16 protein-coding genes are annotated in these 24,233 nt (G+C 43.9%); 12 read left to right on the top strand and 4 right to left on the bottom strand.

Annotated features, from left to right (window positions below; translation table 11 throughout):
• Positions 1 to 47: 47 nt before the first annotated feature.
• The 10 genes from V6M43_RS05665 (at position 48) to V6M43_RS05620 (ending at position 14,309) form a co-directional block, all read left to right on the top strand.
• A complete protein-coding gene (locus V6M43_RS05665; protein ID WP_332733171.1) occupies positions 48 to 1,187 on the top strand; it encodes a formimidoylglutamase in 1,140 nt (379 codons plus the stop codon).
• Positions 1,188 to 1,226: 39 nt separating this feature from the next.
• The gene (gene dacB, locus V6M43_RS05660) at positions 1,227 to 2,570 is read left to right on the top strand and encodes a D-alanyl-D-alanine carboxypeptidase/D-alanyl-D-alanine endopeptidase (protein WP_332733168.1); all 1,344 of its coding nucleotides are present in this window, start codon (positions 1,227 to 1,229) and stop codon (positions 2,568 to 2,570) included.
• A gap of 92 nt (positions 2,571 to 2,662) precedes the next feature.
• Positions 2,663 to 4,549 (top strand): DNA mismatch repair endonuclease MutL, encoded by a 1,887-nt coding sequence (gene mutL / locus V6M43_RS05655; protein ID WP_332733167.1) that lies wholly within the window; start codon positions 2,663 to 2,665, stop codon positions 4,547 to 4,549.
• 117 nt (positions 4,550 to 4,666) lie between these two features.
• A complete protein-coding gene (locus tag V6M43_RS05650; RefSeq protein WP_332733166.1) occupies positions 4,667 to 7,588 on the top strand; it encodes a glycoside hydrolase family 3 N-terminal domain-containing protein in 2,922 nt (973 codons plus the stop codon).
• Between the two features lie 71 nt (positions 7,589 to 7,659).
• Positions 7,660 to 8,946, top strand: a complete 1,287-nt coding sequence (eno, locus tag V6M43_RS05645) for a phosphopyruvate hydratase (protein WP_332733165.1) — start codon at positions 7,660 to 7,662, stop codon at positions 8,944 to 8,946.
• A 26-nt stretch (positions 8,947 to 8,972) separates the two neighbouring features.
• Positions 8,973 to 9,284: an FtsB family cell division protein gene (locus V6M43_RS05640; protein WP_332733164.1), complete on the top strand. Its 312-nt coding sequence runs from the start codon at positions 8,973 to 8,975 to the stop codon at positions 9,282 to 9,284.
• Positions 9,285 to 9,393: 109 nt separating this feature from the next.
• Positions 9,394 to 9,624 carry a hypothetical protein gene (locus V6M43_RS05635; protein ID WP_332733163.1) on the top strand — a complete coding sequence of 77 codons (231 nt, stop codon included), beginning with the start codon at positions 9,394 to 9,396 and terminating at the stop codon, positions 9,622 to 9,624.
• Positions 9,621 to 10,274, top strand: coding sequence for an endonuclease III (gene nth / locus V6M43_RS05630; protein WP_332733162.1), 654 nt, complete (start codon positions 9,621 to 9,623; stop codon positions 10,272 to 10,274). Before V6M43_RS05635 ends, nth begins: the two co-directional genes overlap by 4 nt.
• A gap of 228 nt (positions 10,275 to 10,502) precedes the next feature.
• A complete protein-coding gene (locus V6M43_RS05625; protein ID WP_332733161.1) occupies positions 10,503 to 11,867 on the top strand; it encodes a murein L,D-transpeptidase catalytic domain-containing protein in 1,365 nt (454 codons plus the stop codon).
• 63 nt (positions 11,868 to 11,930) lie between these two features.
• Complete coding sequence (locus V6M43_RS05620) at positions 11,931 to 14,309, top strand: GAF domain-containing protein (protein WP_332733159.1); 2,379 nt, start codon at positions 11,931 to 11,933, stop codon at positions 14,307 to 14,309.
• Here V6M43_RS05620 and V6M43_RS05615 read toward each other — a convergent pair whose 3' ends face one another.
• Complete coding sequence (locus tag V6M43_RS05615) at positions 14,310 to 16,937, bottom strand: BamA/TamA family outer membrane protein (protein ID WP_332733158.1); 2,628 nt, start codon at positions 16,935 to 16,937, stop codon at positions 14,310 to 14,312.
• Positions 16,934 to 17,752: a hypothetical protein gene (locus tag V6M43_RS05610; protein ID WP_332733157.1), complete on the bottom strand. Its 819-nt coding sequence runs from the start codon at positions 17,750 to 17,752 to the stop codon at positions 16,934 to 16,936. The genes V6M43_RS05615 and V6M43_RS05610 overlap by 4 nt, the downstream gene beginning before the upstream one ends.
• Positions 17,753 to 17,864: 112 nt before the next feature.
• On the opposite strand from V6M43_RS05610, the gene V6M43_RS05605 reads away from it, so the two are divergent.
• On the top strand, positions 17,865 to 19,178 hold the full coding sequence (locus V6M43_RS05605; RefSeq protein WP_332733156.1) for a Pycsar system effector family protein: 1,314 nt from the start codon (positions 17,865 to 17,867) through the stop codon (positions 19,176 to 19,178).
• 14 nt (positions 19,179 to 19,192) lie between these two features.
• On the top strand, positions 19,193 to 21,442 hold the full coding sequence (locus tag V6M43_RS05600; protein WP_332733154.1) for an FUSC family protein: 2,250 nt from the start codon (positions 19,193 to 19,195) through the stop codon (positions 21,440 to 21,442).
• On the opposite strand, the gene V6M43_RS05595 is transcribed toward V6M43_RS05600, so the two are convergent.
• Complete coding sequence (locus V6M43_RS05595; protein WP_332733153.1) at positions 21,408 to 23,261, bottom strand: 2-oxoacid:acceptor oxidoreductase subunit alpha; 1,854 nt, start codon at positions 23,259 to 23,261, stop codon at positions 21,408 to 21,410. The genes V6M43_RS05600 and V6M43_RS05595 overlap by 35 nt on opposite strands.
• Positions 23,262 to 23,314: 53 nt before the next feature.
• The gene (gldA, locus tag V6M43_RS05590; RefSeq protein ID WP_332733152.1) at positions 23,315 to 24,229 is read right to left on the bottom strand and encodes a gliding motility-associated ABC transporter ATP-binding subunit GldA; all 915 of its coding nucleotides are present in this window, start codon (positions 24,227 to 24,229) and stop codon (positions 23,315 to 23,317) included.
• Positions 24,230 to 24,233: the final 4 nt, after the last annotated feature.

Genomic DNA, 24,233 nt, shown 5'->3' with positions numbered 1-24,233 from the left:
GCAAAATTAGGTATAAGCCCAAAGTGACCAATTATTATCTTGCAGCCATGAGTGATTTGCAACACCTTACAGATTTTCTCGATCCCATCTCTGTTGCACAGGTCAGCGGTGATGAGGGATTTCGTTCCGGACAGATCGGAAAAAACATTCGGGTTCATGAAGAAGACCTGTTCCCCGAATTGGACAATGTAGACCTTGTGATAGTTGGTTGTGGTGAAGAACGCGGTCTTGGAATGGGTAAACCATTTTCAAGGGCGCCCGACCATATCCGCGAATCTCTATACAGGGCATTTTACTGGCACAATGAAATAACACTTGCTGATATAGGAAATATAAAAGTGGGTGATTCACTCAGCGACACTTACGCCGCTTTGCGGATGGTGATCCGTGAAATCACCGATGCCGGCAAGATCATATTGATACTCGGCGGCGCCCATGATCTTACCCTGGCCCAGTATCATGCTTACGCAGATCGAAAGCAGATCATAGAGGCCGCTTGTATTGACGCGAGAATTGACCTCGACATGGAATCCTTGCCACAGTCAGAACATTTTATGATGGAGGTACTTACTGGCGAACCCAATTTTCTCCGGCATTATAGTCACCTGGCTTTCCAGAGCTATTACGTACACCCTTATATGCTGGAAAATATGGACAAATTGAGGTTTGATTGTTACCGTGTTGGTCAAATTAAGGAACAGATTGATGAAATGGAGCCTGTACTGCGAAATTGTCATATGGTGAGTTTTGATTTATCTGCTATCGCCCATGCCTATGCGCCCGGCTCAGCCATCTCACCCAATGGCCTGAATGGTGAAGAAGCCTGTGTATTAGCACGCTATGCAGGGATGAGCCATACCGTTAATAGTTTCGGGATATATGGCTACCAGCCCGCTAATGACCTGGCAGGAATGACTGCAAAACAGGTTAGCCAGATGATCTGGTATTTCATCGATGGAATCAGTAAAGGAAGACGTGAAGATTCCATTAATGATCGGGAATCATTTTATGAATACAATACTGCTTTTGCTGAAGTGGAAACAGTGTTTCTCCAAAGTAAAAAGACCGGAAGGTGGTGGATGCAGCTCCCCGATAATAAATTTATAGCCTGCTCCTACAAAGATTATGTGATCGCCAGCAATAATGATATACCTGAAAGGTGGTTAAGGGCACAGGAAAGGTCATAGACCAATTGCCCTTTACAGCTTTCAACCTAATTTTATCCAATGCTAACATCGAGATTATTCCAGTTTTTCCTGCTTACAGCAGTTAATATATTAGTTTCCTGCTCCGCGTCCAGGAAAATTGATCGCTCCGCACAATCTCTTGTGTTGAAAAAGGAGGGTATCCTTAATGCACATGTCGGCATAAGCATCTTTGACCCGGCAACAAATACATACCTCTATAAACACCAGGCAGATAAATATTTCGTACCAGCCAGCAACACAAAGCTGTTTACCATGTATGCTGCCTTGAAATACCTCGGTGATTCCATTGTGGGTATGCGCTATCATGAAACAGCCGATAGTATTTACCTCCAACCTGCAGGAGACCCCACTTTTTTGCACCCTGATTTTATTAATCAGCCCTTGGTAGAATGGCTTCAGAAAACAAATAAGGAACTGGTAATCTCCGATGCCAATTTCACCGATAAGGAACTTGGCTTTGGGTGGGCCTGGGATGACTTTAATAGTGGTTATATGGCCGAAAGAAGCCCGCTCCCTATTTATGGAAATGTTATAAAATGGACCCAGGTGATCGAAAAAGCCGAAGATCAATCGGGGAAACCAACAGATAATGCATTCGTTTTTTCTGAACCTGAAATATCCTGGAAAGTAAATTTTAATCCCGCAAAAAGCGATCGCTTTAACGTTATTCGTGAACGCAATAGCAATATCTTTTACATTACTGAAGGCAAGGAGATCCTGAATACCCGGGATGTTCCCTTCGTTACTAATGGTGTCTTATCCGCCCTTGATCTGTTGCGTGATACTATTGGCCGTTCTGTTTTATATGTGCCGGCAGGAAGCACAAAGGCACCAACGGCTTTTAAACACTCCCAGCTACGCGACTCTCTTTTAGCTATCATGATGCATCGCAGCGATAATTTTTTTGCCGAACAAGTACTATTGATGTGCTCTCAGCAATTATTTGGAGTGATGAATAGCGGCAAAATCATTGACACCCTGCTTAAAGGCGACCTTCATAATATGCCTCAGGAGGCAAAATGGGTGGATGGTAGTGGCTTAAGTCGATATAACCAATTCACCCCCAATAGCATAATATGGTTGTTGCAGGAGATGGAAAAGCTTGCCAGCAGGCAACAGATCCAGGCAATTTTGCCTGGTGCCAACGAAGGCACACTTGCTGGGTATTATAAAGAAATGCCTGGTGCTATTTATGCCAAAACGGGAACACTGAGTGGGCATTTGGCACTTAGCGGATATCTTACTACCCGAAAAAATCGTCACCTTCTTTTTTCTGTAATGGTTAATAATCACAATTCCAGTGCAGTTACTATACGCAGAAGCGTCGAGGCTTTTCTTAAAGAAATCTACCAGAAATATTAGTACCGCTTTCACACTCCAAAGTCTCCTCTACAGGCCTCTGTCAAAAGGTATGCTTTTCCCTATCTTCGCTTGCAGAAAATCACAAAAAGAAATTGGCGGATAGTATACAATTATTGCCCGATCACATTGCTAATCAGATCGCGGCGGGAGAGGTGATTCAAAGACCGGCCAGTGCCGTGAAAGAGTTGCTGGAGAATGCAGTGGATGCAGGTGCAACCGAGATCCGGCTCATAGTGAATGATGCTGGAAAATCTCTTATCCAGGTTGTGGACAACGGAAAGGGGATGAGTGAAACCGATGCAAGACTCTGTTTTGAGCGACATGCAACCTCAAAGATCCGCCAGATCGAAGACCTCTTCCATATTAATACGATGGGCTTCCGGGGTGAAGCCCTTGCTTCCGTGGCCGCCGTTTCCCAGGTTGAAATGCGTACCAGGAGGCATTCGGATGAGATGGGAACCTATATTGAAGTTGAAAACAGTGAAGTTCTTCGGCAGGAACCCTGCGCTACCGCTCCCGGTACAAGCATTGCCATGAAGAACCTCTTCTTTAACGTACCTGCACGCCGTAATTTTCTGAAAAGCAATGCAGCCGAAATGCGCCATATCATTGATGAATTTATCCGTGTGTCAATGGCCTTTCCCCAATTATTCTTTTCTCTTTCTCACAATGGCCAACAGGTTTTTCATCTGGAGAAAGGTTCCCTGAAACAACGTATTGTTCAGATCCTGGGAAATAGCTACAATGCTAAGCTCGTATCGGTACATGAACAGACCGATTACCTCAATATTCAGGGCTTTGTAGGCAAACCCGATGCAGCTAAAAAGACACGTGGCGACCAATATCTCTTTGTTAACAATCGATTCATTCGGAGCGCTTATCTTAATCACGCACTGATGCAGGCCTACCATGATCTGATCCCTGGCGATAGCTTCCCGATGTATGTGCTTTTTATAGACCTCAATCCGGAACATATCGATGTCAATGTGCATCCCACCAAGCAGGAGATAAAATTCGAGGACGAAAAAATCGTATACGCATTCGTTCAGGCAGCTGTAAAGCATGCCCTTGCGCAATTCAGTATCACCCCCACATTAGAATTCGATATTGATGCCGGTATCCAGCAATCTGATGCTGTATCTAAACCTTTTACTGCCGCTCAACAGTCGGCCGCAAGTAACTCCGGTCTATTCCAAACTTTTAGTCGCGCTAACCAGGCCCATTTTATTGATAAAGGAAATAGTTCAACTGTTTCTGGTACTGACCAGATTCCTGATGGAGGATTACAAAACTGGAAAGATTTTTTTGAACCGGCTTTAAGATCCTCCACAGATAGCTCAGGTCCTGAGGTTCAGTATGATAGATCACCAGGCTTTGATTGGGAGCAACCCAGGAAAAAGTGGCAGTTACTCGAACATGGTGATCTGCTTCAGATCCAGCAACAATATATAATTGCTCCCACCCAGCAGGGCTTCTTATTGGTAAACCAGCAACTGGCCCACGAAAGGATCCTATATGAGCGCTTCGCCGCTGCTCTTGTTGGAAAACCAATGGCTACTCAGCGCAGCCTTTTTCCGGTTACACTCGATCTCTCACCCACGGATGCTACATTAATGACCGAACTCCTGGGTGATATGGGCCTACTCGGATACCTGATCGAGCCATTCGGACAAAATAGCTTTGTAGTTCAGGGCACTCCCGCAGATATCCTGCAGGGGAATGAAAAATCTTCTATAGAAAAACTGCTTGATCAGTATAAACACTTTAGCTCCGACGTAAAATTCAGCCGCCGTGAACGCCTGATCCGTTCTCTTGCCTCTCAACACGCTATTCGGCCGTGCAGCCAGTTATCTCAAAGAGAAATGAGACAACTTGTGTCAGACCTTTTAAGTTGTGCCCAGCCAAATATTACGGCTACTGGTATAGCAACTTTTATAGAGTTTAACCATGAATATCTTGCCCGGCTTTTTGGAAATTAAGAACCCATCCCTTTAATCTGGCAGCTCAAATTATTTTCTGCGGGTTCCTGCAGGTTTATTCATTTTTCTGTTGGGGTCTAGTTTTTTAACTTAGACGCTCACTACAGCAGATGGAATATGAAGAATCATTGGTTTGCCTTTATTATCGCACTCGCATTATCAGGATCAGTATCAGCCCAGAAGAAAACTAACTTATCAGCCGAAAAATGGGTGGATAGTGTTTTTAATACCCTTTCGGAAAATCAGAAGATCGCCCAGCTTATGGTCGTGAGGATGTCGGGCTTGCAAAATGGCCGGCCTGTGTTTTTTGATAAGGAAGTGGAAGAACTCGTCAAAAAATACAATATCGGGAGTATCTGCCTGTTTCAGGGTGGGCCCATTCAACATGCTCAAAGAGTTAACCACCTTCAATCCATTGCCAGGACCCCTGTATTGGTGACCGTTGATGGTGAATGGGGCCTCGGTATGAGATTCGATAGCGTACAATCTCTTCCCCGGCAGATGATGCTCGGCGCCATGCAAAACCCCGGATTGATGTATGAATATGGCAAATTAGTTGCCGTCCAATGCCGGAGGGCAGGCATCCAGGTAAATTATGCCCCCGTTGTGGATGTCAACAATAATCCGGATAATCCCGTCATTAATGAAAGATCTTTTGGTGAAGACAAATACAAAGTAACAAGTTTCGCTCTACAGTATATGAAGGGGATGCAGGAGAATGGCGTTATGGCAAGTGCCAAACATTTTCCCGGGCATGGGGATGTATCAGTTGATTCACATCATGACCTCCCGGTCATTAATAAATCCAGAACCGAACTCGATTCGTTGGAGCTGTATCCTTTCCGTGAACTTATTAATGCTGGTATAGGTAGCGTCATGGTGGCCCATTTGTCTGTTCCCGCAATCGATAAAACGCCCAACCTGCCAACTACTCTTTCTGTCAATAATGTGACCCACCTGCTCCGGGAGCAGTTAGGATTCCAGGGCCTCACTTTCACCGATGCACTCGAAATGCAAGGGGTAGCAAAATTCTTTCCCAAGGGGGAAGCCTCCGCTAGAGCCCTGATCGCAGGCAATGATATGCTCTGCCTTCCGGGTGATGTGCCTGGTAGCATTGCTACCATAAAAAAAGCGATTAAAAAACGCCAGCTGAACTGGAAAGACCTTAATCTGCGGGTTAAGAAGGTGCTTCTTGCCAAATACCAATACGGATTGGCAAACTGGTCGCCGGTTAGTATCGAGAACCTTACTGAAGACTTAAATAAAGGGATAAGTGCCTTGCGCCGAAGAGTGGCGGAGGATGCAATAACCCTCCTGAGGAATGAGAACAGTGCCATTTTTCCACTGACCGCGGGTACTAACAGAAGGGTTGCATTTGTAGGGATAGGATTAAAAAAGGACAACCTTTTTTCTGCACGCATGCGCTCAGATTACGACGCGCATACCTATTATTTCGATTATAGCAAGAATCGGGAAAAGGCAGATGCCCTACTCCAGGTGCTGAAAAATGATTACGACGTAGTTGTTTTGTCAATGCACGGATACAACAGGGTGCCCGCCCGGAATTTCGGGATAAGTGAAGCCGCTATTTATCTTACCACCCAACTACAGCAGCAACACCAAACAGTGACCGTCTATTTTGGCAACCCATATGCAATGCGTAACAGCTGTTCAGGTAAAGTATTGATTGCTGCATATGATGACGATCCAATTACCCAGGAAACTGCTGCCGATATCCTGAATGGTAAATTCAGCGCAAAAGGCAAACTCCCGGTTACTGTTTGCGAAGGATTGCCCTCAGGTTCTGGCATTGTACAACAACGGCTACTCCCCGAATCATGGCCCGGAAACCTGGATCTGGATCTGAATATGCTTTCGCAAATTGACTCCATATGTGAGGACGCCATTGCTCAAAAGGCAATTCCCGGCTGTGTAGTACTTGTGGCCCGCGATGGTAAGATTGCTTACGAAAGATCATTCGGGACCTATTCTTATACCGATTCCACCCGGGTTTATTGCGAAACCCTCTATGATATGGCTTCCGTAACCAAAGTGATGGCAACAACCTTATCAGTGATGAAGCTTTATGAAGAAGGCAGGCTTGATATTCACAAGCGGATAGGGGATTATCTTCCCTGGACCAAAGGCAGTGATAAAGCCGGAATTATGATCAAAGACCTTCTCATGCACGAAGGCGGATTAAAATCATTCATACCTTTTTACCGGGAAACCATCAATCCACTTGATGGCTCCCCCAACGGGTCAATTTATGCCTTCCGCCCTGATTCTGTTTTTTCAGTAAGAGTTGCCGAAAATCTGTATATGCGCGCCGACTGGAATGATACCCTTTATGCGCGTATCCTTCAGAGTGAACTCGGTCCAAGGGGTAAATACATATATAGTGACAATGATTTTATATTTCTGGGTAAGATCGTAGAAGCTATCAGCGGTAAGTCTTTAGACGCGTATACCCGCGAATCTTTTTACCAGCCCCTTCAGCTGAACGCTACCGGATTTACTCCCAGAACCCGCTTTCCGGCATCTTATTCTGCCCCAACCGAAGAAGAGACAATCTTTCGTAAACAATTGATTCAGGGCGATGTACATGACCCTGGTGCAGCCATGTTCGGAGGAGTGGCCGGCCACGCCGGATTATTCAGCAATGCATATGAAATAGCCGTACTCAGTCAGTTACTGCTCAATAAAGGCACCATTAATGGTATCCAATTCTTTAAGCCCTCCACTGTAAACTTATTTACCGCATACAATACAAAAAATAGTCGCCGGGGTCTTGGTTTTGATAAACCTGAAAAAGATAACCATATGCGTGAGGAGCCTTATCCTTCCGCTTCTGCTTCTCCGGAAACATATGGTCACACTGGATTTACTGGCACCTGCGTATGGATCGACCCAAAATATAATCTCACCTATATCTTCCTGAGCAATCGGGTGAATAATAACGGAGATCCCAATAAGTTTCTGCGGATGAGTGTTCGCCCAAAAGTTCAGGAAGTGATCTACAAGGCTATTAAGCAATAATTCCCCTAAACTATCCTTACATTTGTTTCGCTTGCTATGTACCCATTCATAACAAAACCAAAAGCTAAAAAATGAGCTACATTTCTGAAGTACATGCCCGGCAGATTCTCGACAGCCGCGGAAATCCAACTGTTGAAGTAGATGTGATCACAGATGAAGGTGCCCTTGGACGGGCTTCTGTTCCGAGTGGAGCCAGTACAGGCATTCATGAGGCCGTGGAATTACGCGATAATGATAAGAAAAAATATGTAGGTAAAGGTGTTCTTAAAGCCGTTAAAAACGTCAATTCAATCATCTCCGATAAACTTTTGGGATGGGATGTTTCAGACCAGGCAGGAATTGATAACCTGATGATTCAGCTGGATGGTACTCCAAACAAAGGAAAACTGGGTGCAAATGCAATTCTGGCAGTTAGTATGGCGGCTGCAAAAGCTGCTGCCCTTGAAGCGGCCCTTCCCCTTTACCGTTACATCGGGGGAACCAACGCCAAAACCCTCCCCGTTCCAATGATGAATATCGTCAATGGTGGCGCCCATGCCGATAACAAGATCGATTTCCAGGAATTTATGATCATGCCTGTTGGCGCCCCCGACTTTTCAGAAGGCCTTCGTTGGGGAGTAGAGATCTTTCATACCCTGAAAAACGTACTCAAGAAGAAAGGCTATAGCACTAACGTGGGCGATGAAGGTGGATTTGCTCCGAATATTCAAAGTAATGAAGAGGCCATAGAAACTGTTCTGGAAGCGATCACTGCAGCCGGATATAAAACGGGCTCACAAATAATGATAGCTATGGACGCGGCCAATAGCGAACTCTGGGACGCTAAGGCAAAAAAATACGTTTTCCATAAGAGCGATGGCAAAAAAATGAGTTCAGACCAACTCGTAAAATATTGGGAATCATGGGTAAAGCAATACCCTATCGCCTCCATTGAAGATGGCATGGCCGAAGATGATTGGAATGGATGGAAAGCCCTTACTGAAGCTGTAGGAACAAAATGCCAGCTTGTTGGTGATGATCTCTTCGTAACTAATGTTGAGCGCCTGCAACAGGGGATCGACAAAAAAATTGGAAATGGTCTCCTCGTGAAAGTAAACCAGATAGGAACTATTACTGAAACGATCAATGCTGTAACCCTGGCGCAACACAATGGTTATAACACTATTATGAGCCATAGGAGTGGAGAAACGGAGGACACCACCATCGCAGATCTCGCTGTCGCATTGAACTGCGGACAAATCAAAACCGGTTCTGCCAGCCGTACAGATCGTATGGCCAAGTATAACCAACTGATACGTATTGAAGAAATGCTCGCAGAAACGGCCGTATACCCGAAAAATCTTAAATTCGGGAAATAACACTACAGCCAATCTTTATTATTATAATGAATAAACTCTTCAACCAGATACCGCCATTGCTCCGGAATAAATATATCCTGGCAGTGGCGGTATTTGCTGTCTGGATGGTTTTCTTCGATGACCGGGATATTATAACTACCCATTTCCGGTATAAAAAAGAGCTTAATGACCTGAAGCACAGTAAGGAGTATTATGAGGAAAAGATCGCTGAAACCCGTACGGAGCTTGATAAATTACAGAATGATCCCTTGCTTCTCGAAAAATATGCAAGGGAACGCTACCGCATGAAAAGGGACGAAGAAGATCTCTATATTATTAGTGAATCTAAAACTCACTAAATTATTTTTTGGTTAAGGCAATATTACCCATTTGATGCCGTTTATATCAATGGACGAAACCCCGGATTGGACCCCGGGATATTTACTGGACAAATAAAATGGTTTGATTATGGCAATCTTTACACAGGAAGATCTGTTACTGTATCTCTACAAGGAAACTTCCCCCGCACAAAATGAAGCTATCGAAGCTGCTTTAAAAAATGACTGGGAACTCCAGGAAAAGTTAGCAACCCTTAAGGAATCCATCACTTTACTGGATCAACCACTAGAATCACCCCGTATGGAGGTTGTTCTAAACGTGTTGAATTATGCCAGGGAAGCAGTGGAAACAGGTGCATGACAATAAGAGAAAGGTACCAGAGATTAATCGAGTATTTTCAACAAAAGGCCCCCAATGCCGAAACGGAATTGTTCTATGACAACCCGTTCCAGCTATTGGTGGCCGTTGTTTTGTCGGCCCAATGCACCGATAAACGGGTTAATCTAACGACTCCCGCACTTTTCCAACGCTTTCCTGATCCCGCTTCCCTTGCAGAAGCTTCCGTAGATGAGGTGTTTTCCCTCATAAAAAGTATTTCATACCCCAATAACAAAGCAAAACATCTGATTGGACTGGGCAAAATGCTGATGGAAAAATTCGGTGGTGAGGTCCCTATGACAGTTGATGAATTGGTTCTTTTGCCTGGGGTTGGACGTAAAACAGCCAATGTTATTACATCAGTAATTGATTCCCAGCCCAATATGGCTGTTGATACACATGTTTTTCGCGTTGCTGCCCGCATCGGACTAACCAGGAACGCAAAAACACCCCTTGCAGCTGAAAAACAGCTGATTCGGCATTTACCGCAACAACTTGTATATAAAGCACATCACTGGCTTATTCTCCATGGAAGGTATGTTTGCACTGCCCGTTCTCCGCAATGTGCAATTTGTGGCCTTAAAGAAATATGCCGATACTTCCAGTCATTGCCCAAGGCCCCACAACAGTAGATTCTGGATTTCTGTTACTTATGGAAAAATATTCCCGCCCAGGAATCTGCCAATAATACAAACTTCCAAACGCAATTTGTTGATTAACAATTAGATGTGAAAAATAGTAGAATTACTATAGGGAATTTTCATGCATTTTTGGAGAGAAGTCCTGCATAAAAGGAGAAGGTTTTACGTTTTAAAACTTACCTGATCCCGCATTCTATTAAAACGAAAACGTACACGTCTATGAAAACAAAGCTATACGTAGCTGGAATTGGCGGCTGCCTGCTTATTGCGGCTTACTTTACGCCTTCCGACCTGTTTTCCTTTGATCCCCAGGCTCCTGCAATTCAGGATTCAATTTATTCGTCAGCTCTGTTAGATTATAAAACTTCTGAGCTTCCGGGTTTGGAAATCAAAACTCCTGCCAAAATTGCTATTGTCAATAAAATGGCTGTTGCTGCTAACCTGAAAGCCGACAAAAAAGAAAAAAAATCGGTTGAGATCCTGGCATCAAAGCAGGAAAAGGCCTCTGTTTTAGAAAAAGTGGAAAAGACTCCCGAACCAGAAGAAATACAAATAACTGAGCAATATCTCACTGAAGCCGATGCGGTTCCTGCTTCTTCAGAAGAGATTTCCAGTGATATTCACCCTTATATCAAACCAACCCGAACCCTGAAAGTGCCTGGTGCCAGTATCGCCACAACACAAAAAGCGGCAAAGCTTAAAGTAAATGAGCCTCAAATAAAAATAACTACACCAGTTGTGAGAGAAGCAGGTGCTGTTGCAGCGGCTACCAGGCCAAAAAGGATCGTGGAAGACTTCGCAACCACTGAATTTGCCGTCAATACATCCAATTCAAATAACGGAAAGAAATTCCCTCATGATAATGAAGAAGAAGATGCTTCTGCCCGCGAAGAACTGGAGAAAGCTGACGCGACAGAATCTGTTAAAGCAGAAACCGTCGTAAAAGTGGAAGAGAAATTCTACGCTTTTCGGGGTAAAGCTGCGGTTAAAGCCAGCCTTTTTAAATATGTTCCCCCCTTCTGGGATGGCTTTTCCCAGGAACTTGGAGAAGAATCTGCCGACAGAACTGAACTCATTCGCAAAGCAAAGCAGCTGGCTGCCATGGCAAAAAAGAATGGCTACAATACTGATATTGCGTTTTTGGCTGATATGAGTGTGAAATCAAATAAGAACCGCTTTTTTATCGTGAACCTCAAAACCATGAGGATTGAAAAAACCTCTCTTCTTGCACAGGGCAGGGGCCGGGAAAAACTTAATCTGGATAAAGATTATTCAAACACTCCCGGCAGTAATCTGAGCTCATTGGGTATCTATAAAGTGGGCAAATCATATAATGGCGCTTTTGGGCATTCATACCGCCTTTTTGGTCTGGAAGAATCTAATAGCAAAGCCTTCCAGCGAGCCATCGTTTTGCATGCAATGGGAACCATTCCTGATATGGAAACCAATTTTCCGATCTGGCAAAGTGAAGGTTGCCCTTCTGTGTCTCCCGGTATGCTGAAACAAGTTGGAAATATGATAGATCGTAGTCCCAAACCCATCCTTTTCTGGATGTATGACGATAATTACCTTCCTATGAGCTAAGATTTCAGGACTAATATTCGCTAACTTTACTACCATTTCCTTGTTTAGGAATAAAGCAACGCTATGGAATGTAAGGCATCAGACGAAATGGTTTTAAATAGTAAGCTTTCTTTTGCTCCCCTCATTGAAGCATGGAAAAGAAGCGCTGCAGAAGGTAGTACAGGTAAAAAAAAGCTTTACCAGAACTTGTTGGAAAGGGTATTAAAACATCCGGAACTTCTCCTGCCCATCGATAGCCCGGAACTTCTCACCGAACATGCTGAGTGGGTTGATATTCTCATTAGCACCATCTTTCCGATTTCTTATTCGGAAGACAAAGATCTTTATGCTGTAGCAATTCCATTTTCCTATAAAATAATTTTCGCCAGCGCACTTTTTCGTAAACAGTTTATGGATGAAAAAGGCGAGATACTTTCCATGCCCGACATCCCCTACCAGCAACCATTATCCGAAGACAAATGTTCTGTTGCTTATAAACTGATCCTTTCCAAATTTTACGGACAGGAAATCCAGGGGAATGTAACAGCCATTCACCACTATCGCAACCCGGTAAATGGTATGATTAACTATATCGAACTGGAACTTGATACCACATTTATTGATGTAAAGGCTCTTGCACCACTTCCGGAAATAGGCACCAGTCTGCACTGTTGTAATATTGCCGAACTGGGGAAAATGGACCAGCTTAAGGATATGCTGCCACTCGGTAATTTCCAGTTTGAGGGACTCACTATTGTGCGCTTAAGGGATGTTACGCAAAGAGAAGTGATCAATAATATTAAATCTATCCTCCTAGAAGCCCGATCATATGAGGATGACGAAATATTTTCTGAACTCCAGGAACAGGTTAGAGCCTTAATGGGTATGCCTGAATTGGATATGGGTATAACTCCATTCTTCAGGATCAACGATAATTATTTTTTATCCGAACAGTTTGGTGGGCATAGTATGATGGTTACAAATTCTGAACAAGGAATTTCCATCCGTGAATCTCTCTGTAAAGAATTCCTGGAAATGTTCCGCGAAAGCGAAACACCGGTGCTGTTCAGTGAAATAAATGCAAAACAGATTCTCGATCATCCTTTTCTGTCAAGACTGCCCCATCAGGGATATTATAGCGCTGCTTTTTATCCATTAAAATCAAAGGGTAAACTCCTGGGAGTTTTATCGGTGGTACATCCGCAGGAAGGCAAGATACAACGGCAGCATCTGGCGCAATTGAATCCTGCCGTACCTTTATTTGTCCTGGCGATTGAGAAAGGTGCTGAAATACTCAGTAATGAAGTAGATAAGATCATCAAAAAGCATTTCACGGCTGTTCAATCTTCCGTTGAATGGAAATTTACAGAGGCGGCTGTTCATTACCTGACCAATAAAAAAAATGGCATTAAAGCCAAGATCGAACCTATTTTTTTCGATCATGTCTTCCCATTATATGGCGCCGTCGATATTCGGAATTCTTCAATAGAGCGGGTAAAAGCTATCCAGCTTGATCTGATTGAACAACTAAAATTAGCAGGTGAAATTGTTCGCAAAGCTCAGGAGATCAGTCCATTACCAATATTGCAGGAGGTTTCTTACCGGATTGATAAGTATCTGTATAACGTTTCAAATATCCTGTTTTCAGGAGATGAACTGATCATCGATAAATTCCTGAAAAATGAAGTAATCGAATTATTTGAGCATCTTAAAGTTGTACTCCCAACTGTATCAAATGATATTGATACTTATCTGTCACGGCTCGATCCACGAATCAGGCTGCTGGTGGATAACAGGCATAAATATGAAGAAAGTATAACACTGATCAATCAGGAAATAGCAAGATTTCTCGACCAGGAACAAGAGCATGCGCAGAAGATTTACCCACATTATTTTGAACGCTTCGTAACAGACGGTGTAGATTTTAATATGTATATAGGGCAGTCAATCTCTCCCGAACGTCCATTTGATACTTTCTACCTGAAGAACCTCAAGATGTGGCAGCTCACAACACTTACACGTGCCGCAAAAATTGTGAATGAATTGCAGCAGAGGTTAAGCAAGCCTCTTCAAACTACACAACTGATATTGGCACATAGCCTTCCCATCTCCATCAGTTTCCGGACTGCCGAACGAAAATTCGATGTGGAAGGGGCCTATAATATGCGCTACGAAATCATTAAAAAAAGGATTGATAAAGTTCACCTGAAAGATTCGAATGAACGACTGACTCAAACAGGAAAACTTGCTATCGTTTTTTCACAGCCTCGTGAAGCAGCTGAATACCTCGATTACATTGAATTCCTCCAAAATCAGGGATTACTTCTCAAAGATCTCGAACAACTTGAATTGGAGGAATTGCAGGGAGTTATCGGACTTAAAGCACTTCGTGTAGGGATCAATATGGAAGGCCCCGCAAGAAATGAATCTGTTTCAACTCTTGAGGTTAAGGAACTTCAATGATTAAAATTGGTATCCCAGTGAAATAAAGGGGATACCACCATCATCAGACCATGCATAATTTGCGGTAACAACAAATGCGCCCGCAGGAGCCAGCCAAACCCCTGCTCCATAGCCCCGATGCCATTTGTCAGATTTTTCTCCTTTCACCCAAACCCTTCCTATATCATGAAAGGCCAAAATTCCCAATGTTCCCGGCAGAATATATCCTTTTATATAGGCCAACTTTAAGCGAAGGTCGAAATTATTATATAACATTTTTTTGCCCGCAAAACGGTATTTGCGAAAACCCCGAAGGTTTTCTGAGCCTCCCAGGAACTGCGATTGAAAGAATTCAGGTTTTCCTTCATTTATTCCACCGCCAACACGCCCAGCCAATACCAATTCACTTTTTTTATGGAGCGTTGTATAAACAGAAAGGTCGGTATTGAACTGGCTGAATGAAAATGCGTTTCTACCCAGGCCATCGGCCCAGTTAACTATATTGGTCCACTTGATTCCTTTCCCCGGCATAGCCTCCTGGTTGCGGGTATCAAGAATTGTTTGTAGCTGGATTCCCGCATAAGTCTTCCTTGAAAACAATCTTTCCGGGTCCAGTCCCGATCCGGGATCTAATCCACCATTTGGGTCATCAAGATATTTCCCTTTATTATCATCCTCGTCTATACGGTAATGTTGTAAAACAGGTCCCAGAAGGAGGGAGAATGACTTGCCTGGATTTGCTTTCAGGAGAGCGCCGAATTCTGCAAGATTGAATCTACTTCGGTAATAACTGATTTTCTTACTACCCGTATCCGGAAACAAGGTCTCATTGCCATAGCCAAAAAAATTCTGGACATAATTCGGGGCCTTTAGATTTGCCGCAACCCTCAGATCAAGTTTTCTGTGAGTGCTAAATGGTACAGGAATAATGTCCACGGCATCCAATTGGTACCTGAAACTGTATGCCCCGGAACCAAGCGCATGATTGCCTGTTAATATTTGCCGGATCGCATAAGGTTCTTTGCGAAATCCATGGCGTATCCTGCGAAACCCTGCCCCCAGGAAAATGCCATCATCGGGATTGAATGCCACAGACAAGAGGGGAGCAGTAACATTGTACCTGAAACTTCTCGGCGAATAGGCATGTATGGTAGTATCAGTGGAAAAATTCCTCCGAAACTCTTTACCCAGGTCACTAAAATTGGCTTCTGCAAGATGATCATACCAACGGATATTCTTTGGTCGGGCCACCAGTTTGTCAGATATCAGACTGTCTTTCCCTTTTCCACTGATAATCCGTACAAGTGGCCCATGGGTAGATTCGCCTTCCAAATGAAATATATCATCGCCATTCATTCCATACAACCTTAGTTCACTGGTAAGGTCAGGGTCGATCTTCCTCTCATACAATTTCCTTGACTGCTGTCCCTGCTTATTTATATTAAACATCTGTACCAGTAGCTGGCCATCCTGCTGCCATTCAAGCTCAAACCATTCGCGCTCATCCGATCCTGTTAGTGTAATGATCTTTGAAAGAAAGCGATAATACGCAAGCATTTCATCAGAGAGATGTTTTCTGCGTTGTTTCAATTTGGATCCAATATCCATACCGTGCAACATTCTTATTTCCCCTGGCTGCTCCAGAATGGCGGCATCAATAACGCTGTCGGTCATGCGTTTCAGGAATTCATCAACGGTAACTTTCCAGGTTGCCTCATCCGGTTCATTCAGATATAGTCGGTCAAAAAAACGAGCATTGAAATTAAAGGTCCTTATATCTCTTGCCCTGGAACGGAATCCCTGGAACTTGGGTTGCAACCAATTTCTGCTGATAATGCCTGGAAGGAAACCATTGTTTATAAAAAATGGCTGGTCGCGGTCGCGGGGTATGGGGTAATAAACAGTTTCATCACTTGTTTTATTCCGGCCCCATCGCCATTGATCTTCATGCCGGTCAAAATCCATGATAAACATGTCAAGGGTCCTGGCCAGAAGTACCGCACGCTGGTTTACCCGGTTCTCATTGTCCTCCAGCAACTCCTCCAGTAAATTCTCGCTGTTCCAGGTCTTCGAAACACCCTCGGGTTCACGTGGTTCAAGCAGGAAAAGACCATTGGCAAATGTCTTTTGATAGATGCCTAAAGCTGTATCATCGGGCACATAATACAATTTAGGTACCAGGTGCGGAATACCGGCTGCTGCAGCTAAAGGTGGAACCGATAAAGCAGCAAAGGGATAAGAAGCAGATATGCCATCCACCACCGCATCTTTAATGAACGTTTCGCGTAAGTTTTCTGGCAAAGTCTTATCAGGATATTTTTCCACGCTTCGCAAAGCATATTCCCTTCCTGAACTGTCCTCAAGTCTTAATGATCTCGATTGCATTCCGCCTCCCTGCTTTACCGGCTTTAATCCCCCATATAGTGTGGTAATATCCAGCACCGGAACCCTTACCGGACTAATCCATTCAGGACGATAATTATCTCCCAATAACCATTTTTTAAATGGACCAGCTTTATAACCGGGAGCAGCTATAACGGTTACAGAATCAGGAAAAATCTTTCCTCTTCCACTGAGTGTCTGCGCCTCCGCAAGCATCACTGTGAGCTGTAACATTAAAGCAATTGAGAAACTGAAAAGCTTTTTCATGGCTGTCTTGTTTCTGTGATCGCAACTGGTTTTCTATAGGAGAAAAATAGTAAAGAGGCCTTCGACTGGCGACCTTCATTGGCAATATACATATCACCATTAGGCGCAAAACAAATGGCCTCCGGCTGCTGAAATAAATCGCCATTGATATTATATACCGCTTCCAGTTTTCCATTTGGCGCACACTCCAATAACACTTTCCCGATTGAGGCAAGTATAAATATCTTGTTTGTCAAAGGGTGGAAAGCTGCCGCTGAGGGTTGGCATTCAATGGTATCATCTTTTCCCATGCTACGAATGGCACGTATCGGAATCGAAAAAGCAGGTTCTTCAAGGTAGCTGTGAGTGCGGAGATCAAACCTCCATGCATTAATGGTGTCGGCATTTCTGCCACATGTTTTGCAGAATAATAGTAATTGATTCCGTTCAGGGTCATACACCATACTCTCAAATTCTGTATAGCGGGGAAAACTTCCATAATAAACCTGCTGCTCCGAAAAATTATCAGCGTCAAGAAGGTGAAGATTGCCATTGCTTTCAAGCACATAATATCCCTCTGGGGTGTAAACTAATTCCTCATAATCCGCCTTCTTTCCAAAAGGCCGTTTTTCAATGTCACCAGTAAGTGGATTTAATAAAAAGGCTACTCCCAATTCATCATTAATCGCAATTAATTCACCCGGCGACCGGAAGCTGATGCCTGATATCTCACGCAAAGATTTTTTGAGCAGTAGTGTTGAGCCAGGCTCCATTTCATAACCCTCCAAAGCAGGAACAAAAGATCTCCCTCCCAGACGGTTGCAGGCAACTGACATAATGCATATTGCCAACACTGTTATTAGAGGGAGTATCCGGCGCATACTGCAAGTTAGTAACTCTGCACAATGCTTGGTTAATTGCTTTAATTTAGTAGCCCAAACCCGGATTATGGATCAGCAGAGCAAAATTCTTGAATCTTCGGAACAATATGTGCGACAGTTATTTGAACAAAAAGTTCCCGCAGCATATTATTTCCATGATCTGCTCCATACCGTTGCCGTTGCTAAAGCTGCCCGTTTGATGGCCGATCATTACAAATTGGAGGGCGATGATTTTCTGGCCCTTATGCTCGCTGCCTGGTTTCATGACACCGGGTATAGCAGGCAATATGCAGAACATGAATTAGCAAGTGTGGAGATCGCTAGAGATTTCCTGGTGCCTGAAAAAATCAGCGCTGAATTATTCAACAGGGTAGAAGGATGCATCCTTGCAACACGAATGCCCCAGGCGCCTATTAAACTGATTGAGCAAATCCTCTGTGATGCAGACCTTTTTCACCTCGGTACAGAACACTTTGAAGAACAAACCCGGCTTCTTAGAAAAGAGATCAATACAGTTACAGATAAAGAAATCACTAAAAAGGACTGGAGAAAAATCAATATCCGTTTTCTGGAACAACACAACTATTTCACTGAGTTTGCAAGGCATCATCTTGATCCGGGAAAGAAGAAAAATCTCGAAGAACTTCAACCACCCTTACCAGTTGTTAAAAGGAATATTGCCCCCAAAAAGGAGGGAACAAAACGCAGGAAAGAGATTCATCATACAGAGCCTAAACCTGTGAGTATTGAAGTTATTGATCCAACTCCCAAACCAGTTGCAGACTCTTCCCTATCCCCTGGTGCACCTGCAAATCCGGAGAAAAACAAGAAAAGTAAACTCGCCGATCCCCGGCCCGAAAGAGGTATCGCCACCATGTTCAGGATTATGAGTGAGAACCATATCAATCTCAGTCAGATGGCCGATAGTAAGGCTAATATCATGATATCTGTTAATACAATTGTTCTCTCTATCCTAGTTTCAGTTTTACTCGGCAAACTCCAATATTACCCCCAATTCATTCTACCTACTTTTCTTCTTGCATCTTCTTGCCTGGGGGCTGTGGTATTTGCCATATTTGCCACCAGGCCAAATGTAACTAAGGGTTATTTTTCTGAAGAAGATATCCGCCATAAAAAAGTAAATCTCCTCTTCTTTGGAAATTTTTTCAAGATGGAACTTCCCGATTATGAATGGGCCATGAAGGAAATGATGAAAGATTCTGAATACCTCTATGGCAGTATGATTAAAGATATCTATTACCTTGGCAAAGTGCTGGCACGAAAATATCATTATCTCCGCATTTCCTATAATGTCTTCATGTTTGGACTTATCATCGCCGTGCTGGCTTTTGGAGTTGCCGCATTCATGGGGAATAAATAAGAGAACAGTTATTCATGATCGATTATATCCGCGCGTATAAAAAATACAGCAGCAGCTATTATGTATCTGAAGGTGTGCGCACAACCGCAGGCGTTATGATACCCCTGTTGACAGCTGCGTACTTCGGTGAATTACGCATGGGCATAGCTCTTGGACTGGGCGCGATGTGTGTAGCGCTCACTGATAATACAGGGCCCATCCACCACCGGAAAAATGGTATGGTTGCAGCCCTGGTACTGATTTTTTTTATGGCCCTGCTAACAGGTTTCGGAATGAATTGGCCTGTTCTGCTGGCACTGTTGATTGGCGTTATGGGATTTGCCTGCTCCATTATTGGCGTGTATGGCGTGAGGGTGGCTGCTGTTGGAGTGGCAGGCCTCTTAGTAATGATACTTAGTATTGATGAACGAAATAATACAGAAGATGTTATACGAAATGCATTCCTGGTGGCAGCAGGCGGATTATTCTACATCGTACTCAGTTTGTTGCTCTATAAACTGAGGCCTTATAAGCTTATCCAACAAGCATTAGGTGACGCGCTTATCTCTACCGGCGATTATCTTCGTTCCAGGGCCGCCTTCTATGAAACAGGAGTTGATTATGAAAATACTTACAAGAATATTCTGGAACAACAGGTTCAGGTTCACAATAAACAAAACCTGGTACGTGAAATGCTGTTCAAGACCCGCGATATTGTTCGGGAATCCACACATACCAGCCGGATCCTGATGATGATTTTCCTTGATAGTGTTGATTTGTTCGAAAGGGTAATGACCTCACAGCAGGATTATAAAAAACTGCATGAACAAATGGATGATACCAATCTACTTCCGGCTTTCCGTAACATAATAATCAAACTGGCAGCCGAAACCGAAGATATCGGCCTTGCTCTGCAGGAAGGTAAGGCATCCTCTCCCGATACCGGCATGGAGCGAGAAATAAGAAGCTTAGAGGAGAATTTTCTGAAACTGCGTACTTCGGCTATGGATGATAGTAATATAGAAGGCTTTATTGGCATGCGTCATATACTGAACAGCCTTAAAGATCTGTATGCCCGCATAGAAACACTCCATCGCTATACCAGCTTCGATCAAAGAATAAGTGATAATTTCAAGCGGCAGGTTGAATACTCTAAATTTGTTTCACCAAGCGATTTCAACAGCAAATTATTACTGAATAACCTTAATGCAGATTCCAATATTTTCAGGCATTCCATTCGGGTTGCCCTTTCATTGGTTGTTGGCTATTTCCTCAGCCTTGTATTGCCGGTTGAACATGGCTACTGGATACTGCTCACCATCCTGGTAATATTAAAACCGGCTTATAGCCTGACCAAACAACGAAACCTCCAACGTCTGGGAGGAACTTTTGCCGGGGCTGTCATCGGAACTGTTTTCCTACTGTTTATTAAAGACGAAAAGGCATTGCTTTCTATACTAATTCTCGGAATGATCATCGCTTATAGTATGGTTCGCCTTAAATATATGGTAAGCGTCATTGCTATGACCGTTTACATTCTTATCGCCTTTCATTTCCTGAAACCTGGCGACTTCACGGAGGTTTTACGCGACCGGTTGATTGATACTATTGCAGGTTCTGCCATCGCATTTATTGCCACCTTTGCAGTGCCCCCACGCTGGGAACATGAACAGATCCAGGATCTCCTTGGCGATACCCTCAAGGCTATCCGGAATTATTTCAATTTTATAAGTAAACCTTTTATCAACGAACCTCTTACTAATCTTGATTATAAACTCCATCGTAAAGAGGCCTTCGTAAAATTGGCAAATCTGTCGGATGCATTCCAGCGAATGCTAAATGAGCCGCGAAGGCAGCAAAAGAAAGTACAGGTGATTCACCAGATGGTTGTAAGCAATCACATGCTGGCATCGCATATTGCAACTCTTTCATCATATAGAAAACTGGCAGAACAATATGCAAGCGATAATTTCAGGCATATCATTCGTGCTTCATGCCAGCATCTGGAAATTGCAGAACAAACCCTGAGAAAAGATGTCATTATAACTAAATCTCCCAACGATGAGGAAAACTTCCTGATCCGTGAAGAACTGAAAATACTTTTGCACCAACGCCTTCATGAACTCTCTGAAGGCAGCCTTGATACAAGTACCAGAAGGCGTTTCTCAGAACTTAAGACCATTGCCGACCAGTTCGAATACATAAATAAGATCAGTATTGAATTGGAGCGACTGGCAGTGAAACTATCAATTAATTCAGACCACCAAGCATCTCGCGTAGCTTAAGGATCAATTCTGTTTTCGTGATCGGAATTCCCATGATCTTATTGTAAGCTTTTGCATCTACCAGGTATTGGTCGCGGATGATCCTAACCAGCTGCCCATTGTTGATCTCTGGAATAAGCACATGATCGAAATTCTTGATCATATCTCCCAGGTTTCTTGGGAAAGGTCGCAGGTGACGTAAGTGCGCATGGCTAACTGAATACCCTTCGGCCTGCATTTCAGCCACTGCACTCTTGATAGCCCCATAAGTAGATCCCCATCCCAATACTAAGATCTGGCCTTTTTCAGGCCCGCTGTCAAGCTTTTGCTCCGGAATATATTCAGCGATCTTATCAACTTTTTCCTGCCTGATTTTCACCATCAATTGATGGTTTTCAGGATCGTAGGATATATTACCCGTAATATTCTGTTTTTCCAATCCACCCACCCTGTGTTCCAGTCCGGCAGTACCGGGAATTGCCCAGGGCCTGACTAGTTTCTCATCCCTCAAATAAGGTTGAAATTTTTCCTCCCCATGCCCAAGGTCTGTCTTGAATTTCACATCAATCGGGGCAAGATCATTACTGGTTGGGAATTTCCAGGGTTCAGCGCCATTGGCAATATAACCATCGCTCAAAAAGATAACAGGCGTCATATGTTGTAATGATATACGCGCAGCCTCATATACGGCACTGAAACAATCACTTGGGGTTGAGGCTGCTACTATCGGCATGGGGCACTCACCATTACGTCCGTAATAGGCCTGCATAAGGTCACTCTGTTCTGTTTTAGTGGGTAGTCCGGTTGAAGGGCCTCCCCTCTGTATATTTATTATGAGCAAAGGAATTTCCAGCATTACCGCCAATCCCATTGCTTCCGTTTTCAATGCCATACCCGGACCCGAGGTAGTGGTGATCCCAAAATGACCTCCGTAAGCTGCTCCAATAGCAGAAGTTATTGCTGCGATCTCATCTTCGGCCTGGAAGGTTCGGACACCGAAATTTTTATACCTGCTTAATTCATGTAAAATATCAGACGCCGGAGTAATTGGATATGATCCAAGAAATAACGGGAGACCGCTTTTTTGTGAAGCAGCAATCAAGCCATAGGCCAAGGCCTGGTTACCCATGATGCTCCGGTATTCACCGGGTTCCATTTTGGCTTTTTCAACCTTATAACGGGTAGTAAATGTTTCAGTTGTATCCGCAAAATTATATCCTGCTTTCAATACCCTGATATTGCTCTCAAGAAGGTCAGGCTTCTTACTGAATTTTTCAGTAAGAAACTTGATACTGCTATCCATATCGCGATTGTACATCCAGTAAAGAAATCCCAGCACGAACATATTCTTCGCACGGTCTTTCTCTTTTGTACCAAGTGTAAAATCTTTCAGTGATTCCCTCGTCATTTTTGTCACATCCATCTTGATCACATCGTAGGATGAGAGGCTATCATCCTCAATGGGATTAACACCATCGGGATAATTGGCCAGACGAAGATTTTTGGCATCGAAACCATCAGTGTTGACGATGATCTTTCCGCCCTTTTTAATCGATTTTAGATTGGTTTTTAACGCTGCGGCATTCATGGCCACCAGTACATCACATTCATCACCTGGAGTAAATATACGGTCGCTTGAAAAGCGTAACTGATAACCACTCACTCCCGGGATAGTACCCTGGGGTGCCCGGATCTCCGCGGGGAAATCAGGAAAGGTTGCGAGATCAATACCAAGCATCGCGGTGTTATTGGTGAATTGGGTACCGGTTAATTGCATACCATCGCCACTGTCACCGGCGAATTTGATCACCACTTCGGGAAGGAGTTCTTCTTTGCGCATACTACAAAGATAAAGGGGAAATGGGAATGGGTAAAAGGGAAAAGAAACTTGCCTTAACCTTCATTTCCCGTTAGGACGCGGAATACTTCCTCAAGACTGGTTTCTCCGCTCTGCAGGCTGATAATATTAAGATTATGCTCAACAGCCAGCGACAATAATTGCTTTCGGGCCTCATTTACATCCGTTGCCCTGATCTCCCATTCAGTTGCTCCCACCTGTTGCAGGTCAGTCAGCGTCGTTACTCCCTTTTTTATTAAAGAGGCCTCCACCACCTCCCGGAATTGTACCCGTACCAGTGGCTCGCTGTTTTGCGACTGAAGTTCAGCGAGGGTATTGTTGGCAATAAGTTGACCTTTGTTGATGATGATCACCCTGCTGCAAACTGCTTCTACTTCCTGTAAGATATGAGAGGAAAATAGTACTGTTTTATCACGCCCCAACTCCCTGATAACCTCCCGAATTTCCAATATCTGGTTCGGATCAAGACCCGTGGTTGGCTCGTCCAGTATCAGAACTTCCGGATCGTGGATCAGAGCTGCAGCCAATCCAACACGTTGTTTGTATCCCTTTGATAATTGCCCGATCTTCTTATCGCTTTCAGGGGTTAGTCCCACCTTAGCGATAACATCATTGATGCGGGTATTCTTATTTTCAACGGAATGTACATCCGCCATAAAATGAAGATACTCCCGAACATACATATCGTAATAAAGCGGATTTGATTCAGGCAGGTATCCGATCTTACGTTTGGTGGTCAGCGGGTCTGCCTGCACATCCGTGCCGCAGACCCAGGCCTTTCCACCATCCGGGCGTAGGTAGCCCGTAAGTATCTTCATAGTCGTCGATTTGCCGGCACCATTTGGTCCAAGAAAGCCAACGATCTCACCCTTGTTAACCGTGAAAGAAATATTATTGACAGCCTTTTGCTGGCCGTATACTTTCAGTAAGGATTCAACTGATATAGACATGCAA

Origin of the sequence: Flavihumibacter sp. (genome assembly GCF_036676075.1) — a bacterium.
GTDB lineage: Bacteria > Bacteroidota > Bacteroidia > Chitinophagales > Chitinophagaceae > Flavihumibacter.
The sequence above is the reverse complement of the archived record's forward strand: the minus strand, read 5'-3'. Positions and strand labels throughout refer to the sequence as shown.